General features: G+C 38.0%; 17 protein-coding genes. 12 read left to right on the top strand and 5 right to left on the bottom strand.

The genetic code is table 11. The annotated features are described in order from the left end of the window. Positions 1–174 precede the first annotated feature (174 nt). Entirely contained in the window at positions 175–4581 is a 4407-nt protein-coding gene (locus ACLJX0_RS00335) for a translocation/assembly module TamB domain-containing protein (protein ID WP_410877600.1), read from the bottom strand. A 210-nt stretch (positions 4582–4791) separates the two neighbouring features. On the opposite strand from ACLJX0_RS00335, the gene tsaD reads away from it, so the two are divergent. From tsaD to ACLJX0_RS00315, 4 genes are read left to right on the top strand one after another with little or no spacing between them, the layout of a single operon-like run. Continuing rightward, complete coding sequence (gene tsaD, locus ACLJX0_RS00330) at positions 4792–5814, top strand: tRNA (adenosine(37)-N6)-threonylcarbamoyltransferase complex transferase subunit TsaD (protein ID WP_410877599.1); 1023 nt, start codon at positions 4792–4794, stop codon at positions 5812–5814. A gap of 10 nt (positions 5815–5824) precedes the next feature. Further along, entirely contained in the window at positions 5825–6532 is a 708-nt protein-coding gene (locus tag ACLJX0_RS00325) for a 16S rRNA (uracil(1498)-N(3))-methyltransferase (RefSeq protein WP_410877598.1), read from the top strand. An 8-nt stretch (positions 6533–6540) separates the two neighbouring features. Beyond that, entirely contained in the window at positions 6541–7632 is a 1092-nt protein-coding gene (locus tag ACLJX0_RS00320) for an AI-2E family transporter (RefSeq protein WP_410877597.1), read from the top strand. Beyond that, complete coding sequence (locus tag ACLJX0_RS00315) at positions 7633–8811, top strand: class I SAM-dependent methyltransferase (protein WP_410877596.1); 1179 nt, start codon at positions 7633–7635, stop codon at positions 8809–8811. Between the two features lie 9 nt (positions 8812–8820). Here the strand turns inward: ACLJX0_RS00315 and ACLJX0_RS00310 are convergent, their stop codons facing one another. Then, positions 8821–9381 carry a hypothetical protein gene (locus ACLJX0_RS00310; protein ID WP_410877595.1) on the bottom strand — a complete coding sequence of 187 codons (561 nt, stop codon included), beginning with the start codon at positions 9379–9381 and terminating at the stop codon, positions 8821–8823. Between the two features lie 487 nt (positions 9382–9868). Here ACLJX0_RS00310 and ACLJX0_RS00305 point away from each other — a divergent pair, with 487 nt between their 5' ends. From ACLJX0_RS00305 to ACLJX0_RS00290, 4 genes are all read left to right on the top strand, one after another. Then, positions 9869–10453, top strand: a complete 585-nt coding sequence (locus tag ACLJX0_RS00305) for a thioredoxin family protein (protein WP_410877594.1) — start codon at positions 9869–9871, stop codon at positions 10451–10453. 347 nt (positions 10454–10800) lie between these two features. Beyond that, complete coding sequence (locus tag ACLJX0_RS00300) at positions 10801–11037, top strand: twin-arginine translocase TatA/TatE family subunit (protein WP_410877593.1); 237 nt, start codon at positions 10801–10803, stop codon at positions 11035–11037. Between the two features lie 162 nt (positions 11038–11199). Further along, positions 11200–12633: a PLP-dependent aminotransferase family protein gene (locus ACLJX0_RS00295; RefSeq protein ID WP_410877592.1), complete on the top strand. Its 1434-nt coding sequence runs from the start codon at positions 11200–11202 to the stop codon at positions 12631–12633. A gap of 69 nt (positions 12634–12702) precedes the next feature. Continuing rightward, entirely contained in the window at positions 12703–13215 is a 513-nt protein-coding gene (locus ACLJX0_RS00290) for a hypothetical protein (RefSeq protein WP_410877591.1), read from the top strand. Between the two features lie 36 nt (positions 13216–13251). Here the strand turns inward: ACLJX0_RS00290 and ACLJX0_RS00285 are convergent, their stop codons facing one another. Next, entirely contained in the window at positions 13252–14238 is a 987-nt protein-coding gene (locus ACLJX0_RS00285; protein WP_410877590.1) for an aldo/keto reductase, read from the bottom strand. A 208-nt stretch (positions 14239–14446) separates the two neighbouring features. Then, entirely contained in the window at positions 14447–14998 is a 552-nt protein-coding gene (locus tag ACLJX0_RS00280; protein WP_410877589.1) for a DNA-3-methyladenine glycosylase I, read from the bottom strand. 222 nt (positions 14999–15220) lie between these two features. On the opposite strand from ACLJX0_RS00280, the gene ACLJX0_RS00275 reads away from it, so the two are divergent. The 3 genes from ACLJX0_RS00275 (at position 15221) to ACLJX0_RS00265 (ending at position 19962) form a co-directional block, all read left to right on the top strand. After that, positions 15221–16777, top strand: coding sequence for an NAD(P)/FAD-dependent oxidoreductase (locus ACLJX0_RS00275; protein WP_410877588.1), 1557 nt, complete (start codon positions 15221–15223; stop codon positions 16775–16777). 408 nt (positions 16778–17185) lie between these two features. Then, complete coding sequence (locus ACLJX0_RS00270) at positions 17186–18736, top strand: hypothetical protein (RefSeq protein WP_410877587.1); 1551 nt, start codon at positions 17186–17188, stop codon at positions 18734–18736. Between the two features lie 143 nt (positions 18737–18879). Beyond that, positions 18880–19962 (top strand): NAD(P)H-dependent flavin oxidoreductase, encoded by a 1083-nt coding sequence (locus ACLJX0_RS00265; RefSeq protein ID WP_410877586.1) that lies wholly within the window; start codon positions 18880–18882, stop codon positions 19960–19962. A 65-nt stretch (positions 19963–20027) separates the two neighbouring features. On the opposite strand, the gene msrA is transcribed toward ACLJX0_RS00265, so the two are convergent. Then, the gene (gene msrA / locus ACLJX0_RS00260) at positions 20028–21125 is read right to left on the bottom strand and encodes a peptide-methionine (S)-S-oxide reductase MsrA (protein ID WP_410877585.1); all 1098 of its coding nucleotides are present in this window, start codon (positions 21123–21125) and stop codon (positions 20028–20030) included. A gap of 197 nt (positions 21126–21322) precedes the next feature. Here msrA and ACLJX0_RS00255 point away from each other — a divergent pair, with 197 nt between their 5' ends. After that, positions 21323–21808, top strand: a complete 486-nt coding sequence (locus ACLJX0_RS00255) for a PaaI family thioesterase (RefSeq protein WP_410877584.1) — start codon at positions 21323–21325, stop codon at positions 21806–21808. The last annotated feature ends 31 nt before the right edge of the window (positions 21809–21839 follow it).

Here is a 21839-nt window from a genome sequence, read left to right as displayed (position 1 = left end):
AAGGAATAATGTTTACTATTTATTCAATATCTGTCCCTGTATGCTTGATAAACCTAAAATACTATTCAATAACACAGACTTAACTTCGTTCAGTTCAGCCAAAGCATCGGGGGTAATCTAACGCACGGATTGCAAATCCGCGCGATCGGGTTTTCACATCACGCTTTGCCATTATCATCCATTCCCACCTCCGCTCTTGCGTCTTGTTTCGTAAAAGCGAATAAATTCTTGGCTATAATCGGAATCCGGTAAATCTTCTGCTCGGTTATTTTGCGATTCTTTTTCTTCTTTTTTCTTCTTCTTTTTCTCGGATTGGTTCAAGAATTTAGCGATAAGCTCCTTCATGGTATCAAAATCCACCTCATAGGTGAGTCCTACCCCTTGGGTGTACCCAATTCCTTCTCCAATATAGTTGATGTCATTCTCTCGGTTAAAGAAGCGTGCATTTAGCGTCCCCTCTTCATTAATGCGCAATAGCACCTCTACATCACCTACAATCACCGATTGCTCTACGCCCCCAACAGGTACTCCAAGTTTTCCGTTTACCGAAATGCGGTCGTTGACTTTGGTAGTAAAGGTTACCCCTAGTCGCCCTTCCGTTTGTGTATACGGATTTCGCTCTCCTTGCGCGTAGTTGAGTCCCACTTTAAACTTATCATCCACATCAGAGAATAGGTCATCAAAAATACTACTCGCCCGTTCAAACAAACTTCCTGCTAAAGCCGAAGAGGAGTTGTCCGAAGAGAAGAAGGATCCCGTCGCTAATAAAGCCATCGCTTGTCGTTCACGTGTATCTCGATCACTCAATTTATAATCAAGCTCTGATTTAACTACCGAACTCACCGTTGGGAAATTAATATCGAAATCCACTTCGGGATTACTCAAACTTCCATTTAATACAATGGCCACATCCGTAGGTACTTTTCGGTTGATGATAGAGTTATCAATAATGACACTTGGATTAGCTTCCGTATGGTAGATCGCCTGTAAGTCCAAGATAGCATTCATCGGATTGCCATCCCAGCGAATGGTTCCATATTTCTTCACCACAAACTTCTTGTCGATTAATCCACCGTATTTGAAATTATATTCCCCTTCATAGGCCTGGAAATCCCCCCACATATTAAATTTCCCTAGCGTATTGATTTCCATCGTAATAAATCCAGCTCCTTTTCCACGCATCGCATGACCAGATTCTCTATCGAGAATAATTTCAATTTCTGCCTCTGGAGTAACATAAAACTCAAAATCCAATTCAATTCCACTGTTGCGGTATTTGTATGGATCGTAATCCATTCCCGTTAAGCGCAGTTTCTTTTCTTGAGGAGACAAGAAGTGAATAAAATTATTTTCCCCTGTGCTTTGGGCCTCTTTCAGTGGAATTTTAATGGAGGTTCCTCTATTCGATGTAGCATTAATATTAATACTCAACATTTCAATTGGTCCAACGATGTCTGCCTTTCCATTGATATACGCCGTTCCGTAGTATAGACTTCCCTCCGCATACTGGGTATCCAACGCCAATAAATTGGTAGAAGAGAGTGATAAATTCATCACCCAATCTTTGAATATCTTATGAGAAACCGTCCCATCCACCAATCCTCTGGTTTTGTATTTGGTATCCATTAAACCCGCCTTGCGCAGGATAAACTGTCTTGTTGTAATATCCAACGGCGTTTCCTGATCAAAGGCATAACTAACCCCCGTAAACTTCGACTTGAATTTCGTATCATTCAAATACAAACGCCCGTTAACATCTGGATTCTTAGCCGTCCCTAGGAAGGAGATTTTCCCCAAAGCCGTTCCTGTCATATCACTGGCCACACTATTCAAGAAAGGGGCAATCGTACTCAACGGAAAATCCGTTAATCCCGATTCTAAGTTAAAATGTGTTTGTCTATTGATCACATTGATATCTCCATTCAAATAAAATCGCTCCTTATCCTCATCATCCATTAAGCTCGATTGAACGGTAAATTTTTCTAATTTCTTATCCCCATCTACTTTGAAAAACATATCTCCTAAATACACTTTATTAATCAACAAGGAGTCAATAGCAATATTCGCTTGCGGGTGATAGACATCTTTCATTTGTGAAAACTTAACGTCTCCGTCAATTTTACCACCAAAAGAAAGATTTTCAATATCAGGCGTAATCTTATTTAAATCTACATTTCCGAAAGATAAATTCAATTTCTTATAGGTCGAATCGCGCATCACCCCACTTAGATTCACCATTTGTTTGTTGTGTGAAATAGCTAGTGAATCAATGGTAAAGTCCATCAATTTTTTATTGAAGACTAATTTATTCGCTTTATCATCATTCTCGTTGATGCTCCATTGAAAATCCTTAAAAAACACATCCGATTTCTTGAACCCAACCACAGAGAGTTTTTCTTCGTTAATGGTGTGATATAAGTTTAGCTCATACTTATCCTTGAGGTTTTTTCCTCCTTTAAATTCTGAACGCACAAATAAGGTATCATTATGCGTTAAATTCAACAGGTTGAAATCCGAAATATCATAGAAATTAGTATGTACACTATCGATAGATACATAGGTATTATAAATAGGGTTGGAATTATTGACATTCAATAAGATATTAAAGAATTCCACTCCACTAACGGCAATACTCGGTGAATCGAAATTGAGTTTAAACAAATTCTCATCACTGTCAATTTCCCCATCGACATGGGTGCGTTCATTTAACGTCAATTGAGGTAAGAAAACCTCAATCAAGCGGTTGTGTACCGTAATATCAAAATCAACATACTGTCCTTTTTTCGTTTTATAAGGCGAATAGTTGGTATACAAACTACCCAATGCGTTCGTAAACAAAAACTTAGACTCTCCAAACAAGAATTTTCCTTTGATGTATCCTTGAATTGCTTCTTGAGAATTTAATTTTAATAAGCGTTCTCCATCTTCTGTAAAACTAGATTCAATAGAAAATTCCTCAAAAACATAGTGATCTTTACTGTTGTCGTAAACCGCATTATGTACTTTAAAAACCCCTTCGAGGTCTTCGATATTATTTCCTTTGGCTTTAAATTCAAAATCTCCTGTAAATTTAGATAAGGTATCATTAACAAAGCCCAGTGCATATAAATCTGCATAGTCAATTTGCGCAACAAAGTCGTAATTTTTTTCTTTGGTGCTCAAGTCGATCGTACCGTTAAAATCGAGTTTTGCATTGGGATCTGCACTGTGTAATAACCCGCGATAGTACGGCATTTTCATCCATCCATCTACTGCTAATTGGGTATACGTATACTTGCCAAAAACAAAGGAGAAGATGTCTCCTTTAACAGATGTATTTAACGATTTTTGATTAAACCCATGTCCATCTACATACAAATCAAAAGATGTCAATCCAAATTGTTGATTTTTGATAAAATGCCCTAAATCGAAATGATCCAACTTTATATTTCCCTTATAGGTTGCATGGTCGGGATCATTCAACTGCTGAATGGCTATTTTAGCATTTCCTTTTCCAATAGACGTTACGAGTTCAATATCTGTATCTAGGGTTCGCTTGGTCAATTCAATATTTCCCACAATATTGACCAACCCTAAGTCTTCTAATTCTAGGGGCAATAGTTTTCCTAATAAGTTTGGCATTAAAGCGGTTAAATTGTAGCGGGTGGTTTGCAAACGGGACAGATTTGCACTCATCCAGAATGGTTCGTGATCATCAAAGACATTGCGGAAGGCAAAATGCCCTATAATCTGTGAATTATTTTCATCTACTAAATTAGCCCCTTCGAGTTGAAAGTCATTCATGACTCCTTTCATATATCCCTTAAAAAACACTTCTTTATTCGAAGCAAACTCATGCGCAAATACATTGATATCCGAAGAATTTATCTTCGCCTTTTCGATATTGAAATCCCACTGTACCTTATCGACAAAATACTTCATATCTCCAGGCTCAAAGATCAATTTCAATTGGCCTTCGATATCCGATTGATCCGTAACCAATTTGAGATCTTTCAATCCAATACTGGTTTTCGTATGAGAAAAATCGGCGGTTAAATTTTGTACATTCATGCCCCAGTGATCCTGAAAGCTTACCTCCTTCACTAAACCGTAAATATCGGGTCCCTTGATGAAGAAATTATCTACTCGTCCTTGAATATTTCTAAAGTCAACGGCTACTTTCGCTTTGGTATTATCATCCGAGATAATAAGTTGTGATTTTTTTATAAAAATACGCGAGACTTTCATTCGAAATTTACCTTCTCCAGGTTGTCCATCGTCAAAAACCGCGATGAGCTCATCTAAATTTGTCAGTTCAGCTCCCTCATACTTGTGAATATTCATGTATAAGCCGTTGATTCGCGTCGTTCCTAAATACACTTTTCCTTGTTGTAGCGCTTTTAAATCAGACAAACGCGTTTGGAGATGATCGATACTGATTAAGATATTTTCATGGTTATCTCTCGCTTCTACTCCTTTGAGGTGAATTACTCCAAAAATGTCAATGGACAAGCGATCGATATAGAAATCGGTACCAAATTTTTTATTTACTTTTTCAGTAGCATAGCGGGCTAAGAAGCTTTGGACAGGGGGCAACATCATGGATCCCACAAGGAAAACAACCAAGCAGAACACCGCCAAAAACAGGCGAAAAACTATTTTTTTAAATTTTTTGATAACTATTAATGTTTTAAATTTGCCCTTACAATTTCTTTTTTTTCATACCGAGGTACAATCAACAAATTTAATTAATTTTTAGGAGTGATGGACCAAAAAAAAGAAGATATAAATTAGCCTTAAATTTCATTATACATGTCCACAAAACCCATCCATATATTAGCCATTGAAAGTTCTTGTGACGATACTGCTGCCGCTGTTTTAGCGGATAACAAAGTATTGTCTAATGTAGTGGCTCGCCAGGAAATACACGAAGAATACGGCGGTGTTGTTCCTGAACTGGCTTCTCGTGCCCATCAACAGAATATCGTTCCTGTGGTTGATATTGCTTTAAAGAAAGCGGGAATTACCAAGGAGCAATTGGATGGAATCGCCTTTACACAAGGGCCAGGGTTAATGGGTTCTCTTTTAGTGGGCGGATCTTTTGCAAAATCCTTGGCCTTGGCCTTAAATATCCCCTTGATTGCAGTAAATCACATGCACGCCCATATCCTTTGCCATTTTATTGAAGAAAATGGCTATGATCAGCCTACATTTCCTTTTTTAGCGCTGACTATCTCTGGAGGACATACGCAAATTGTACAAGTCAATAGTTTCTTTGACTTAAAAGTATTGGGAGAAACAACGGATGATGCTGTGGGGGAAGCTTTTGATAAATCAGCTAAAATTCTCGGTTTTCCTTATCCTGGAGGTCCGCTAATTGACAAATACGCCAAGGAAGGAAATCCGAAAGCTTACCCGTTTACCAAACCTAAAGTAGATGGATTAAACTTCAGTTTCAGTGGATTAAAAACTCAGTTTTTGTATTTTATCCAAAAACAAGTAGCTGAAAACCCAAACTTTATTGCAGAAAACAAGGCCGATATTTGTGCTTCCATTCAACATACCATCATTAAGATATTAATGGATAAGCTCAAACTAGCGGTAGAAATGACAGGAATCACCCAAATTGCCATTGGCGGCGGAGTATCAGCAAACTCAGGGATTCGCACTACACTCCAAGAAGCAGAACAAAAATATAAATGGAAAACCTATATTCCCAAATTTGAGTATACCACAGATAATGCAGCTATGATTGGTATTGTGGGATACTACCGCTTCAAAGAATCGCTATTTGTTGATTCTTCCGTAGTATCTAAAGCTCGAATTGAATTTTAAGTCTTACTGTATGCAGTTATTTTACTCCCCCACCCTAGAAAAAGAACACACAACTTTCACTTTTGACAAAGAGGAAAGCAAGCACATTATACGTGTATTACGCAAAAAAGAAGGAGATATTCTCTTTGTAACCAATGGCTGTGGTACCTTATTTGAAACGAGAATTACCTTAGCGTCTGATCGTCATTGTTCAACTGAAATTGTCAATTATACCGATCAAAGTCAAACGCCATTTCGCTTGCATTTAGCTGTGGCACCAACCAAAATGAATGAGCGTTATGAGTGGTTCTTGGAAAAAGCAACGGAAATTGGTATTCACGAAATTACGCCTATTATCTGTGATCATTCAGAGCGAAAAGTGGTGAAAATTGAACGATTTGAAAAGATCATTCAATCAGCTATGAAGCAATCGCTTCAATTTCATTTACCGAAGTTAAATGATCCTATTACCTTAAGAGAATTTTTAAAACAAGACCATCAAGGGGCCTTGTATATTGCACATTGTGAAGAAGATAAAGAAAAAAAACTCCTTAAAAACAGCATTCAACCAGCACAACATTACCTTTTATTGGTCGGCCCTGAAGGTGATTTTTCTCCCACAGAAATAAAAATAGCTTTAGAAAAAGGTTTTAAACCTGTATCTTTAGGTCATACAAGATTGAGAACAGAAACGGCTGCTCTTGTTGCTTGCCATAGTTTTGTATTCGCTAACGAATAACGTATTACATGTTGAAATCTAAAGAAATTTCCAAAGGTATTGTTCGCGCGGTCCTTATTTTGAGTGGAATTGCGTTGAGTGCCGGGTTATTATATCAAATCCGAACCTTGTTTATCTATATCGCCTTAGCTTTTGTTTTAGCCTTAATTGGCAAGCCTTTGGTTGATTTTCTCTATAAAAAATGCAGGTTAAAAAAGATGTTTGCCATCAGCCTCACCATGGGCTTTTTCATTGCGATTTTTATTGGGTTCTCTTTTATGTTTGTGCCGCTATTTACTACCCAAGCACAAAACTTATCGGTGTTAAATACCGCACATCTACAAGAAGATTTTAATGGTTTAATTCAAAAAATAGACCTCTATCTCGATGCTAAAGGAATTAGTTTGGATAAAATCGTAGAAGAATCTCACTTAAAATCACAGTTTAACCTCGATTTTGTACCTAATTTACTCAATACACTTATTGGAATGTTGAGTGATATTGGTATCGGACTATTCTCTGTGCTTTTTATCGCCTTTTTCTTTCTGAAAGATCAAATCGTCCTAGAATATCAGTTTAAAAAATTGTTTTCTAAGAGACATGAAAACAAAGTATTGAACTCTATCAATAAGATTAACAACTTGCTTTCACGTTATTTTTTAGGGCTTTGTATACAGATGTTTGTCATCTATATTCTTTGCCTGGCTGTCTTGTTAATCTTTGGAGTAAAGGGAGCTGCAACCATTGCCTTTTTATGTGCAATCCTCAACATTATCCCTTATATTGGTCCATTAATTGGAAACATCCTAGCCGTTGTATTTACCATGCTCACCTATATTGGTGATGATTTTATCGGCGTAACCCTACCAAAAGCGCTATCTGTTATGATTGGCTTTTTAGTGGTGCAATTGATTGATAATGTGGTTAATCAACCGTTAATCTTCTCCAACAGTGTGAAATCTCATCCGTTGGAAATATTTGTGGTAATTTTAGCCAGTGGAATGTTTGGTGGTATTTTTGGGATGATTGCTGCAGTTCCACTCTATACTTGCCTCAAAGTAATTGGCAAGGAATTTTTTCCCAATGTTCGATTTATACAAGTACTCACCAAAAAATTATAAGTGGATATTCAACTCCTCCTCCAGCCGGACGTTCAAGCCTATATACAAGATCACCTCGAAGATTCAATAGCAGATTTGGCCTTTAAAAAGAGCCCTTTTCCTGATGTATCGATGTCGGAATTACTCACGCAAATTGAGAGTAAACAAAAGGCCAAACACAAGTTGTCGAAATGGTATTCAACAGCGAATATTGTATTTCCAGCCAAATTATCCATCGAACAGACGTCCTCGGAAGCCTGTGCGGCTTACAAAGCTTCTTTGGTGGAAGGCACTAGTTTAATTGATCTAACGGGCGGATTTGGTATTGACTGCTACTATTTTGCACAACACATGCAAACGGTTACCCACTGTGAAATACAACCAGAACTTAGTGTCCTTGTACAACACAATTACCATCAGCTTGGGCAAACCAACATCGAGTGTATTACTGGGGATAGTTTAGACTATTTGGCTCAAAGCAATCAACACTTCGACTATATTTATTTGGATCCTGCACGACGAAATCAACAAAAAGAGAAAGTATTCTTTTTACGCGACTGTACGCCAAATATTGTCGAGCACCTGGATGTACTATTAACCCATACTTCTACTGTGTTGATTAAAACAGCACCGCTTTTAGATATTCAAGCGGGACTGAATGAGTTGAAATTTGTTAAAGAAATTCATATTGTTGCCCTACAAAATGAGGTTAAAGAATTGCTGTGGATAGTAGAAAAAGACTATAGCGGAGCTATTGAATTAGTGGCTGTAAATTTGACTAAAAATCATCAACAAGTTACTCGTATCAACCTATCCGATGAAACCGAAGCAACGTACGCAGAACCGAAAACTTACTTATACGAACCTACTAGTGCTTTGTTAAAAACGGGAAAATTCAATGCAATAAGCGCCCATTTTAAGGTAGATAAACTCCACCAACACAGCCAACTATATACCAGTGAAGAATTACTAGACTTCTCGGGCAGGCGCTTTAAAATAAAGCAACATTTGCCTTATAATAAAGCTACAGCCAAAGAATATTTACAACAACAAAAAGCGAATATTACCGTGCGCAATTTCCCTCTAAAAGTAGAAGAATTACGCAAAAAATGGAAGATTAAAGAGGGTGGTGAGGTCTATATCTTCTTCACTACAACCCTATCCAATCAAAAGGTATTTTTAATTTGTGAGCCAGTATAAGATAAAGTTTCAACTTGCGTTGTGAATCCAACACAACTGAGAAACGCTACTCCAACTCACTTCTACTGTTTCATCAGAAGCTACAGCGAGCCCCGTTTGATTGGCAACAAATAGATAGCGTCTATTTTGATGGATAACCTCCACCAAAGCGCGTTGTTGCGCATCATTCTGTATCATTTGCCCCGCATAGTCCGTGGCTATTACGCGTCCTTGTGCTTTTCGTTTTGCTTTTTGTACCCGTTTGCGATCAAAAGAAGGATAAAGCAAGTGAAACACCCAAACAAGTGGTAGTATACTCAATACCATATTCAAGAAAAAATAGGCCACTTGACGAGGCGTCCAATCAAAACGTTCAAAATTCAAAATAATAGCACCCACTAAAGTTAAAGCGACAAGCAATGCGGCAAAAGACAACGTATCACTTATACAATGTCCTTTCGGACGCGGAAAGGCTTTGGGCGTTTGCATCATTTCCAGTCCCCTTCTCTTTTTTCCCAAAGATCGAACAACGGGATTTTGATGGTTTTCTTGTAAACCTAACGCAATAATGTGTTTGTGTACTGGTTTCATAGTATCCTTATTTTACTTTTAACACGAAGTGGCCAAACAAATGAAAAAGTTACAACAACAATCCCCATCAGACCTTAAATAGTAACAAATTGGGATCAATAAATAGATAAACTTTAGTTTGAAAAAAATAAGAACACCCGTAGTCTTCCGTTTTCTCAAAATCGCTCAAGACAGCATCGGTCTCTTTTGGCTCTTGTATGTTGTAACCTTTGTTTTTTGACTTCCTTTTTCTATTTCACTCATCGAAAATACAATCAAAAAAGGAGATAAAATACCGTCAATCAATTCCTTAACAATTTCATAAATCCATATCTTATGCCTAAACATTCGCTTTACATTACTGAAATATTGTTCTCTACTTAGGTGAAATTGATGGTAGATCCATCAGCTGCATCGCATTCCCTTTGATGTAAATAACCGTTGATAACAACAGCTATGTAATTATATTTTCATTACTTTGTAGTGCAAAAGCAAATATAGAAGTACCATGAAAAGAAAAGCGCTCCTTGGTTCAATCCTGCTTACAACCCTATCTTTAATGAGTTGCAAACAGGAGAAAAAAACCGATACTGTTGTTCCTTCAACGGAACAAACTGCTATCCCACAATCTCAAACGGAAGTTGATACAATAGCTTTAAAAAAACAGATCCAACAAGAAAAAGAAACCTTGAGCAAACCTTATAACGAAGAAGAAGACGCCCAAGCAGCGTTAAATCAACGTATTGCTCAAGCAAAGAAAGAAGGAAAATACGTCTTTGTCCAAGCGGGAGGAAACTGGTGTATCTGGTGCTTGCGTTTTAACGACTTTGTACAGCAAACACCAGAACTAAAACAAATCGTAGACCAAAACTTTGTGTATTACCACTTAAATTATTCCCAAAAGAACAAAAACAAAGCAGTATTCAATGCCTATGTTCCCAATGCACGTAATTTAGGGTATCCGTTCTTTTTTGTACTCGATGGCGATGGAAACGTAACTAATATCCTATCTTCTGGTGAATTAGAAGAAGGTAAAGGGTATAGCTTCGATAAAGTGAAGCAACTATTTCTCGATCAAGCACCTAAAAAATAAAAAAAAAGCCGAAACTATGTCGGCTTTTTTACTTTCTACTGTTACCTTCTTTCCTCATTCATTCTCTTTTTATCCGATAGAACTCGATAATTATTCGCATTTTAGTCTACCTCATACTTTTTTTATTTTTTTGATATTGTTACGGTTTTAAACCAAACAACCTCAACACTTAAGGAGTTTTTCTCAAAACCATTTTATTTCTAACAGATATTTATTTTTTTTTTAAATTATTACCAAAATAAAACACAAATAAACCACATTATTCAATAATAAAGTTATGTTAAATCATATTATCACACCTTTCCTCTGATTTACATTTGTTTTCCTCAACCAATACCATTTTAACCATGTTGATGACTACCTTACCTTTAGGAGGAGTAGCTCCATCTGAGCTAATAGTTGTTGTTGCAATAGCTTTATTATTATTCGGCGGAAAAAAAATACCTGAATTAATGAAGGGACTTGGAACAGGAATTAGGGAGTTCAAAGAAGCTACACGAGAAACTAATGCGAATACCGCAGCTCCTAAACAAAAAGTGTCAGATGCTCCGTCAGAAGTAACAGAAGAAGTATCTACAAAGTAAAAAAGAGGGTGACTTCTAGGTTGCCCTCTTTTATTCCTATTCCTATTCCTATTCCTATTCCTATCTGGATTTACTTCTATTTCCTGACTTTAAACGCAACTGTACTGTTTATTTTTTCAAAAAAAACTATATTTGTTCTGTACAGCTAATCTTATAGTTTTCGTGAAAAAATATAAATATGAAATCTTCACAGTCAAAATAGAGGAAGCAATACAACGCGGGCAATTACAAGCGGGAGATGTTCTGCCCTCTGTACGAGCGATTAAAGCGGCATATCAACTCAGTACAAGTTCCGTTCAGAGTGGTTATGATTACCTTGTATTCAAAGGGTTAGTAACAAGTATTCCTCGTTCGGGTTATGTTGTCGCCACGGCTTTGGAGGAGAGAAATCAAATTCAAACACCTGATTTACCGACTATTCCAAGAGATGCCATTTTCACTCAAAAGATGATGCAAACCTCCTCTCGTTTAGAACATTCAGAACAATCGTCTTTGCATATGGCCGCACCTGCAACCACGTTTATTCCCCATGCCTTGGTACTAAAAACCATGCAAAAGGTGATTCGCGACAAAAGTACCGCCTTGCTTCACTACTACCCCAATACAGGATCGGAAGAACTCCAATCACTTATTGTCAAAAGAGCGGCTTTACATGGAGCCCAATTGCAATCGGACGAACTAATCGTAACAGATGGTGCTCTACAAGCATTGTACATTGGTTTAGCTGCCGTGACCTCTCCCCAAGACATTATCGCCGTTGAAAGTCCGTGTGTGTTTTCCGTTTTGGAAGTCATTGCTAATTTGCGTCTACGTGCACTAGAAATTCCCGTTCGACCAAAAGAGGGGTTGGATGTAGCTTACTTAAAAAAAATGTGCCTGCAACACCCCGTTAAGGCCCTTGTACTCACACCTAATTTCCACAATCCGACAGGGATTCTCTTGCGAGACGAAAAAAAAGAAGAACTCTACCAACTAGCGGTACGACATCAGATGGCTATCTTGGAAAACGACATTTACGGCGACCTGTATTTTCAAGGAGAACGCCCGATTAATATTAAGAATTTTGACACCCGTGGATTGGTACTAACCTTTTCTTCCTATTCCAAAACAGTTGCGCCTGGTTTGCGCTTAGGATGGCTCGCTGCAGGAAAATACTTTGCCCAAGCAGAACGTCTAAAATTTACCTTAGGTCGATCAGTATCTCCCATCAATCAAGAGGTTATGATTAAATTATTACAGCTTCCCAGCTATGATAAACACTTGCGTATTTTTCGAAAAAACCTAGAGCGACAAGCTGTGCAATTGGTGCGTCAATTCAACGCTGCCTTTCCCTCTCCTTATCCTCAAGCGCTGACTACACAAGCCCCAGAAGGCGGATATAGCATTTGGGGGCAATTACCTGCTACAACAGACAAGGATGCTTTCTATGACCATTGTAAAGCCCTAGGGATTAGCCTAACCCCGGGCGAAACATTTTCCTTTACTACCGCCTACGAATCCAACTTCAGAGCGGTCTATGCTCAGCGTATTACTCCTGCCGATCTAGCGTTGATTAAAGCATTAGGCGATCAATTGAAAATAACAATGTACCGATAACTTTCTCCCCTACTGTATCGAAAAGTATTTCATTTGTTCTGCTATCTTTGTGTATAAACACGAGTAAGCATGAGCATTATAACAAAATTTACGATAGCTACAGAAGAAGGATTGCGCATTCTTTTTCAATTAAGAGAAGCCCAAATAAAAGGCATGTACGCATCAAAAGTAGAAGAAACCCAGGTAAACAAGTACCTAACCCAGCAGCTAGATCACAAAGAAACTATTTTAGAACTCAACGATTTGAGTACACAAATGTTGACGGTGTACCAAGCGGACATTCCCGCTGGTTATGTGATGATTAAACAGGTGGATCAGCCCGCATTGGCAGACAAAAAAGTGATTAATCTCGCTTCATTTTACCTTTTACCCAACCACAACGAAGAAGACGTACGCGCTTCGCTGTGGAACAAAACCCTATCCTTAACTCGTCAATACGATGCGATTTGGTTGGAGGTTTTACAAGATGATCCCTTGTTGCCTTATTTTCAAGTTTGGGGATTTGAAATTAGTGAAGAACGAGTGATGTCACCTTTTAATCAAGCCTCTTACTTACTAATTCGCTGGAAAAAAAAGGAATAAAAAAGAGGGAAAGATTGTCTAATCTTTCCCTCTTTTTTATGTTAGTTTCGCTAAAGCGCGATTAATAAAATCAATTTCATCTAGATTTAAAGCAATATGCATGGCTTGTGCATTCGCGATGGCCTGTTGAGCATTTCGCGCACCTGCCAACGTAACCGTAATTGCGGGTTGCAAAGTGGTCCAGCGCAAAACCAATTGCGCAAATGTCGCTCTTTTTTCTTCTGCTAACGGTCGGATTTCCTCTAAAAAGTTCTCCACTTTTTTCAAGTCAAACTGCTCAAAATATTCTGAACGATGATCGCCTGATTCAAAGGCATTAGCTTTAAAGTATTTACCCGTCAGAAGTCCTCTTTCCATCGGACTATAAGCGATAATACTCAAATCATTGTCTAAGGCATAGGGAACTAAATCAGTTTCAATACCGCGATTAAGCATGCTATAAGGCACTTGATTGCTTACAATACCAAGTGTATTTCTCGCTTCTTTCACCTGTTCTACGGTATAATTACTTACTCCTGCTGCGCGAATTTTTCCTTGTTGAATCAATAAATCCATTGCTTCCATAGTTTCAGCAATTGGCGTTGTCACGTCGGGCCAATGCAGTTGTAATAGATCAATATAATCGGTTCCTAGGCGTTTTAAGCTGTCTTCTACTTCTTGTATTACACTTGCTTTACTCGCATATTTATAAATAGCAATATCTTTTCCCTTGTTGTCTTGGCTATTCATGACAAAAGTACCTTGCGGTTGATCCAAGTCCCAACGCATACCGAACTTCGTTAAAAGCTGTACTTGATCTCGCGCGATTCCCTTAATCGCTTCCCCAACGATTTCTTCACTTACACCTTGTCCGTAAATAGGTGCCGTGTCAATTGTGGTCATTCCTTCTCGATGTGCGGCAACAATTGCTTCTACAGCATCTTTTCTATCCGTACTTCCCCACATCCATCCCCCCGCTGCCCATGCGCCAAAGGTAATTGCGGAAACTTCTATAGCAGAAGCTCCTAATTTTCTAAATTCCATCTGTTATGTTTTGGTTTAATTGAATACTAAACCTTAAAATCATTCGCGTTTTGGTAAGAATCATCGCTTTTCGATTTTAAGGATTCTATAAAAATAGCGAAAAAAGATGGCAATCACAAGGAAGCTAGAGAAGAATAAGGAAAAACTTAACAGACAAATACAAACGATATTGCTAAAAATCAACTACATAGCTATTAAAAAAACTATTTTACTCCTCATCCATCCAAAGAGGTTTATGCTGTAAAACTACTTCATACATAGGGCAAGTTTCTGCATGTGCTCCTTTTAGATAACCTGTACTCATTAGAAACTCATTGACAATTTCTCCTCCTGTAAAGCGAAAGTGCTTTTTGAATAATTTCACCCATTCTTCTTTGGTCTTTGGATGATGATGCTTCAACCAAGCTTCAAAGGATCCATACTCACTTTGCAAGGTTACAATTACTTTAGCATTTTCAATGGCAGCATTGATTTTTAGTCGATTTCGAATAATTCCTGCATCTTGCATCAATCGCGCGCGATCGTCTTCGGTATAGGCAGCAACGGTGTTTATATCAAATTGACTATAGGCCGCTCGGAAAGCTTCTTCTTTTTTTAGTATCGTTTCCCAACTTAATCCAGCTTGATTAATCTCCATTACTAGCCTTCCAAACAATTCATTGTCATCGTGAATGGGAAATCCATAGTGGTTGTCGTGGTAGTTTTTGTGGAGCGCTTTTCGCTCGCCCGTCAATTGTTCAATTGTATCGCAATAGGACATCGTATCTAAATTTAATCAATTACTAAAAAAAGGAGTATCTCAACCTTGTTTACAAACACTTTAGAACAAATGTAAGGCATCTTGATGACAGCTGCTTGTCAACTATACATCAATTCGCAAAAAAATAACGTTATTTTCTTTTTTTGCCCTGTTTGATTCCACCTTTACTTTTACATTTTTTAGTGTATTTTTGCGCTTTAATTTTTATTGCTTTATAGAAAAATGCCACAAGAATTACAGTTACAAGTACTTCCTGAAGTTGCTGCTTCAGTTGAATTATTAACCCAACATATTGCTCAACATATCCGAAGTACTGTTTCTGATATTCAGCACATTACTATCCTCAAAAGGTCTATTGATGCCAGACAGCGCGCGGTAAAAATCAACCTAAAAGTGCAAGTGTTTTTTGCCGACGAAGAAGTAGTGCACCGTCCCATTGATTTCCCTGCTTACCAAAATGTAAAAGACGCCAAACGCGTGATTGTGGTTGGAGCGGGCCCTGCAGGATATTTTGCGGCTTTACAGCTCATTGAGTTAGGCGTAAAACCCATCGTGATTGAAAGAGGTAAAGATGTTCGTGGCCGTCGAAGAGACTTAAAAGCGATTAATATTGAGCACGTTGTGAACCCCGATTCCAACTACTGTTTTGGCGAAGGTGGTGCAGGAACCTATTCGGATGGTAAATTATATACGCGTTCCAAAAAACGCGGCGATATCAATCGCATTTTAGAACTTTTAGTTGCTTTTGGCGCTCCTCACGACATTTTAGTGGAAGCACATCCCCATATTGGCACCAATAAATTACCGAAAATTATGCAGGATATGCGCCACAAGATTGAGGAATTTGGCGGAGAAGTGCTATTTGAAAAGCGCGTAGTAGATTTTGTCTTACAGGGTAATGAAATACAAGGTGTACTCTTGGAAAATGGAGATACCGTAGAAGCAAGTAAAGTAATTCTAGCTACAGGACATTCTGCTCGTGATATCTATGAATTACTCGATCGAAAAAACATATTGATTGAGGCCAAACCCTTTGCTTTGGGAGTTCGTGCAGAACATCCCCAATCGCTCATTGATCAAATTCAATATTCGTGCGACTATAGAGGTGAATTTCTTCCTCCTGCGCCCTATTCAATTGTCAAACAAGTGAATGGAAGAGGTATGTACTCTTTTTGTATGTGCCCTGGAGGTGTAATTGCCCCTTGTGCTACAGCACCCGGTGAGGTCGTAACCAATGGTTGGTCTCCATCCAAACGCGATCAGGCAACCGCCAATTCGGGTATTGTCGTTGAATTGCGCATGGAAGATTTCAAACCCTTTGAAAAGTTTGGCGCTTTAGCTGGAATGGAATTCCAAAAATCAATTGAACAAAAGGCCTTTGTCTTAGCAGGTGAAACCCAACGTGTACCAGCCCAACGCATGGTGGACTTTGCCCAAAAAAAGGTATCTACTACAATACCCAAAACCTCCTACCTACCAGGAACAACTTCCGTCGAACTCGGAAGCGTATTTCCGGAATTCTTAACGCAAATTATGCGCGAAGGATTTCAAGTCTTTGGACAATCTATGAAGGGATATTTCACCAATGAAGCCATTCTGCATGCACCAGAAAGTAGAACCTCTTCTCCTGTGCGAATTCCCCGAGATGATAAATCCTTGGAACACCCACAAATCAAAGGACTTTATCCTTGTGGAGAAGGAGCGGGTTATGCGGGAGGAATTATTTCTGCTGCTATTGACGGAGAAAAATGCGCCATCCTTTGTGTGGAAAGCATGTAATAAATAAAAAATAATCTTGAGATAAAAGTCTAATTTCAGTTGAAATTGGACTTTTTTTGTAGGTCACAAGCAAGCAAATTTTAAGACAATTCTTTTTCATGTATTAATTTTCACAAATCCACTTGAAAAAATAAATACAATATCCAACCATAAATATATTTAATTCAAATTATTAACTTACTATAACAATTACATTATTCTCATTATGCGAAACAATCTTTTCTAATTATGTTAATTTATTTAGATTTTATTTTTTTATTCGAAATAAAATCTAAATTGCGTTAAGAAGAATTTTATGAATTTCAAATATAAAACAGCTAAAAGACTAAAAATCAAATCATAGAATTCTTCCCTAAACAAAAATAACACAAGCACCTTTGTGCATTTGTAAACTAATTCGATTCAATTATGAAAAGACTATCGTATGTAATAAGCTTTGTATTGCTTAGTAGTGTAGCAATTACCTCATGTAGTAGTGATGACCACAACTATTTGATACCGACAGACCCACCTGATCCTACGGATCCGACAACTCCAACCACTCTTGTTGTTGATAATTCTACAGGTACTTATTTAGGAAAAGTGGAAGATAAAGGAAATTATGCCATCGTTTTACAAACCAATAAAGGAGAATTCAATCTAACGTTTATCTCTGATGTGGTAAAAGATGAGCTTTTATTAGAAGCAGTCCTAAAAGCTGAAAAATACACCGTGGCTGACACGGGAGATCTATATACGATTTCAGCGGAAAGCACCTTAACACAGGAAGAAATTACTTCCAAAATTACCGAAGGAGAATTAACAGTTTCAAGTAGCAATGGAATTTATACCCTAAAAGGTAGTTTACAAGATGAAGAAGGGGAACAATATGTCATTGACTATACGGAAGCAATTGATGTGGAACCTATTTATGATACCACTTATGAGGTTCAAAATGGTTGGTATTGGGGAGATAATGTATTTGACCATCCCAATGTAGCAGAATATATGACGTATTTTACACAAGGAGATGCCAATAGTTTTGGAGAATTAGAAGGAGATGGTCATCATATTTCTCTGTCTTTCTTTGACCAAATGGCTCCAAAAGCCTGGGAAGCTCAAGTACCTAATAAAACGTTCAAAGCTTCTACGGAATTTGAAGTTGGAGCTTTTAGAGTAGGTTCTAAAGAGGATTTAGAAAATGGAAACTACGATTATTCGTTTGCTTCTTTCCAACACAACGACAAAGCGAATGGAATTAAAGAAGAATTGTATATTCTAGATGGTTCTATCAAAGTAATGGAACATCAAAAAGGACAAGAAATCCGCTTCAATATTTTATTAGAAGACGGAACAAGACATTTAGGAAAATATGTTGGAAAAGTAAAACAAGGCGATCAATATACGATTTCAACCTTACGTGCAGATAAAGAAGTACAACCTTTAACGCAAGGATTCTTAGAGTATAAGGGAAAATCTCCGATTACGGGTAAAGAATTAAACCGTTGGAATATGTATTTATACAGCGAAACCTTAACGCCTCACCCTGGAGAATACTTTTGGGCAGAAGGTTCAGGAGACTGGATGCGTATAACCCTTTATACGGATTTAGCTCATACAACAGATATTCCTGTTGGAACGTTTCCAATCGGTGATGAAAACGTTGGAAATATTGGTTTAGGAGGAGGTTCTGAACCGGGTTTAGACTGGGGAACATGGTATTTCAATATGGATGATGATGAAACAACAAACTTCGCACCTACACGTACAGGTACAGTAAAAATCGAGAAAACAGGCAATACTTATCATATTGAATTAAATGCGATTGATGATAGAGAAAACAAAATCACAGCGAGCTATACCGGTCAATTACCTTTGGTAAATAACGCAAGTAGAGCAGCTGCAAACCAAACAAAAATGGTAAAGAAATCGCCTAGCAAAGGCAAAAAATTTGATGCTGCGAAAAAAAGCAGAAGATAATTTAATCTTATAAAAATCAGGAAGCCCAAGTGCGAATGCACTTGGGCTTTTTTTATTTCCTTCTATTCAAAAGACTGTTATTTATCATCTTATCCTTTTCAAATTACTTGTACTTTTGAGTCTTAACCCAAAAACGAAGGAAAATGCGTATCGAAAATTTTACCTGGAACAATCAAATTACACAACATTTACACACCCAATACCCGATAATCCAAGCCCCTATGTTTGGTGTAGTTACGCCACAGATGGTAGCTGCAGCAGGAGAAATTGGCGTTTTAGGTACGTTGCCTTTAGGAGATTTACCCCCCGCTATATGCGTAAAACTCATTCAAACAACCAAACAGTTAACAAATAAACCCTTTGCAGTCAATATCTTTTTAAATCCATTACCTGAACGAACGGAGGAGCTAAAACAACGCTATGCGCGTTGCAAAACTTATGTGGAGCATCTAGCGAAACAATACAATCTAGAGGTTGCTTTAGCGGAATATGAAGAAGTTCACTATACCGATTATCGCGAGCAAGTAGACGCTATTATTGCCGAAGGGTGCAAAATTGTCAGTTTTACTTTTGGAGTATTTGATAACGCGACTATAGCCAAAATGAAACAAAAGGACATTACGCTCATTGGTACCTGCACTTCTGTTGCGGAGGCTCAGGCATTAGAAGAAAAAGGCATTGACATCATCTGTGTACAAGGTATTGAAGCAGGTGGTCATCAGGGGACCTTTTTAACTGAAACACTTCCTGAAATTGGAGGATTATCCTTATTGGCCCGAGTATACGAAGCTGTACAAGTTCCCTTAATTTATGCGGGTGGACTGTATAATGCGAAAACAGTTCTAGCCGCTAGAACGCTAGGCGCTCAAGGCTTTGCCTTTGGTAGCATATTAATGGGATCCCAGGAAAGTAATCTGGCTGAATTTGAAAAAGAAGCCCTAAGACAAGCCCAAGAAAGTGATTTAGTCTTAACCAAAAGCTTTTCTGGACGCTATGCAAGAGGATTGCGCAATACGTTCACCCAACAACTCGATCATTCGGACTATATTCTTCCCTACCCCTTCCAAAACAAACTGACACTAGAGCTGCGAAAAATAGCCAAACAGAAAGAAAACACAGCCTTTTTAAGCTTGTGGACGGGACAATCGCGAGGTCCTTATTCTGGAGCGTCAATAAAAGAAATTCTAACTCATATCATTAAAGAAGTAGAAAACGATATCATTTAACTAGTCTTTCAAATAAAAAAGTTCGTTATACGCTCATTTCTAAGTCATAGCGAACTTTTTTCTATTTATTCTTTGATTTTTTTATCTAATAAATGGAGATAACTCCCATAACCTGCTGCTTGCATTTCTTCTTTAGGAATAAAGCGCAAAGCAGCTCCATTGATGCAATACCGCAAACCACCTGTTTCTGCTGGCCCATCATCAAACACATGTCCCAAATGAGCATCTCCTGTCTTGCTTCTCACTTCAACTCGTGTCATACCGTGACTTCTATCTATTTTTTCTTCCATTAAGTTGGGGGCAATGGGTTTTGAAAAACTCGGCCATCCACATCCCGCATCATATTTAGCTGTAGAAACAAACAAAGGTTCACCTGTGGTAATATCTACATAAATTCCCTCGCGAAACTCCTTCCACAACTCATTGCTATACGCGCGTTCCGTTCCGTTATGCTGCGTTACTTCATATTGAATGGGTGTTAGTTTTTCCTTTAACACCGATTTATCTTGACGTTGATAGTTTTGCTTTTTTTTCGGATTAGCTTTTCGCGCTACCTCAAATAAATCAGCTCCAATATGACAATAGCCACCAGGATTTTTATCTAAGTATTTTTGATGATAGGTTTCCGCCGTATAAAAGTTGTCCAAAGGCGCTACTTCTACTACAATGTCTTGGCTATATTGTGCCGCTAAAGCATGTATTTTCTGTGTTATCTTAAACGTATCTTCCTCCTCTACATAATAGACCCCCGAACGATATTGTGTTCCTACGTCATTTGCTTGTCGATTTAAGGTTGTGGGATCAATGGTTTGAAAAAACAAATCAAGTAATAGTTCCAAATCAACCTCCTGTGAGTCATAGGTTACTTTTACAGCTTCAGCAAATCCCGTATCTCCCGTAGTCACTTGTTTATACGTTGGATTTTTAATCATTCCATTGGCGTAGCCCACTTCTGTTTTAGTGACGCCTCGTACTTGCTGAAAGAAATGCTCTGTTCCCCAAAAACAGCCCCCAGCAAAATAGATAACCTTACTATTTTTATCTTTTTTTCGTTCCATTACTTCTTCTTTTTTAACGCTATCCGCTCCTGGTCGAAACAAAGTAGTATTTGCTAGTACCAAACCACTTGCTACAAGCAAAACTACGAAAAACATCTTTTTCATCTTCCTTAATTTTATGCTTTACAGGCCTTCTCTTGCTCTTTTCTTGATTGTATTCAAGTAAAAAAATCTAAACTGCAAAGTAAAGCTACAACTAATTTTTATTGCATACACTCATTTTAACGCCTTAACTTTGAAGGGAAATTCGAAATTGATTATATTACGCCACAACTAAATTCGATTACTAAAGCTCTATTATTATGTCAAAAAATACCCGTACCTATACCTGGGAAGCCCCCACAGCTGTTTTAGAAGAAGCAAAAAATCTCAGTGGATATGAAATTCTCTTACGTGTTCTCGAAGGTACATTACCCCAAGCCCCCACATTGGATACCATTGCAAGTACCTTAATTTCAGTTGAAAAAGGACAAGCCGTTTTTAACTTACAACCCTCAGAATTCTTGTACAATTTAATTGGCACCATTCACGGCGGGATGATTAGTACCGTCTTAGATACCGCTATCGGCTGTACCTTACTTACGACGCTAGCAGCAGGTGAAAGTTTCACTTCTTTAGACTTAAAAGTAAACTTCTTGAAAAAAATAACCAAAGACAGTCCAGTCCTACATACTGCGACCACGATTATCCACCAAGGGCGTACTACAGCTTATCTTGAAGCAAGACTCGTTGATGCTCACGGGGTCGTGTATGCCCATGCCGTATCTACTTGTATGATTTTTAGGTAACGTTTTTAGACCCTTTTTCACCTATAAACCT

Source organism: Myroides sp. DW712 (assembly GCF_046557355.1).
In the GTDB taxonomy this organism is placed as follows: Bacteria; Bacteroidota; Bacteroidia; order Flavobacteriales; family Flavobacteriaceae; genus Flavobacterium.
This window is presented reverse-complemented; position numbering and strand designations above follow the sequence as displayed.

Excerpts from the sequence above, each read along its gene's own strand:
- ACLJX0_RS00335 (WP_410877600.1), bottom strand. The coding sequence starts at position 4,581 with ATGATGTTGCCCCCTGTCCAAAGCTTCTTAGCCCGCTATGCTACTGAA.
- tsaD (WP_410877599.1), top strand. The coding sequence starts at position 4,792 with ATGTCCACAAAACCCATCCATATATTAGCCATTGAAAGTTCTTGTGAC.
- ACLJX0_RS00325 (WP_410877598.1), top strand. The coding sequence starts at position 5,825 with ATGCAGTTATTTTACTCCCCCACCCTAGAAAAAGAACACACAACTTTC.
- ACLJX0_RS00320 (WP_410877597.1), top strand. The coding sequence starts at position 6,541 with ATGTTGAAATCTAAAGAAATTTCCAAAGGTATTGTTCGCGCGGTCCTT.
- ACLJX0_RS00310 (WP_410877595.1), bottom strand. The coding sequence starts at position 9,381 with ATGAAACCAGTACACAAACACATTATTGCGTTAGGTTTACAAGAAAAC.
- ACLJX0_RS00305 (WP_410877594.1), top strand. The coding sequence starts at position 9,869 with ATGAAAAGAAAAGCGCTCCTTGGTTCAATCCTGCTTACAACCCTATCT.
- ACLJX0_RS00300 (WP_410877593.1), top strand. The coding sequence starts at position 10,801 with ATGTTGATGACTACCTTACCTTTAGGAGGAGTAGCTCCATCTGAGCTA.
- ACLJX0_RS00290 (WP_410877591.1), top strand. The coding sequence starts at position 12,703 with ATGAGCATTATAACAAAATTTACGATAGCTACAGAAGAAGGATTGCGC.
- ACLJX0_RS00285 (WP_410877590.1), bottom strand. The coding sequence starts at position 14,238 with ATGGAATTTAGAAAATTAGGAGCTTCTGCTATAGAAGTTTCCGCAATT.
- ACLJX0_RS00280 (WP_410877589.1), bottom strand. The coding sequence starts at position 14,998 with ATGTCCTATTGCGATACAATTGAACAATTGACGGGCGAGCGAAAAGCG.
- ACLJX0_RS00275 (WP_410877588.1), top strand. The coding sequence starts at position 15,221 with ATGCCACAAGAATTACAGTTACAAGTACTTCCTGAAGTTGCTGCTTCA.
- ACLJX0_RS00270 (WP_410877587.1), top strand. The coding sequence starts at position 17,186 with ATGAAAAGACTATCGTATGTAATAAGCTTTGTATTGCTTAGTAGTGTA.
- ACLJX0_RS00265 (WP_410877586.1), top strand. The coding sequence starts at position 18,880 with ATGCGTATCGAAAATTTTACCTGGAACAATCAAATTACACAACATTTA.
- msrA (WP_410877585.1), bottom strand. The coding sequence starts at position 21,125 with ATGAAAAAGATGTTTTTCGTAGTTTTGCTTGTAGCAAGTGGTTTGGTA.
- ACLJX0_RS00255 (WP_410877584.1), top strand. The coding sequence starts at position 21,323 with ATGTCAAAAAATACCCGTACCTATACCTGGGAAGCCCCCACAGCTGTT.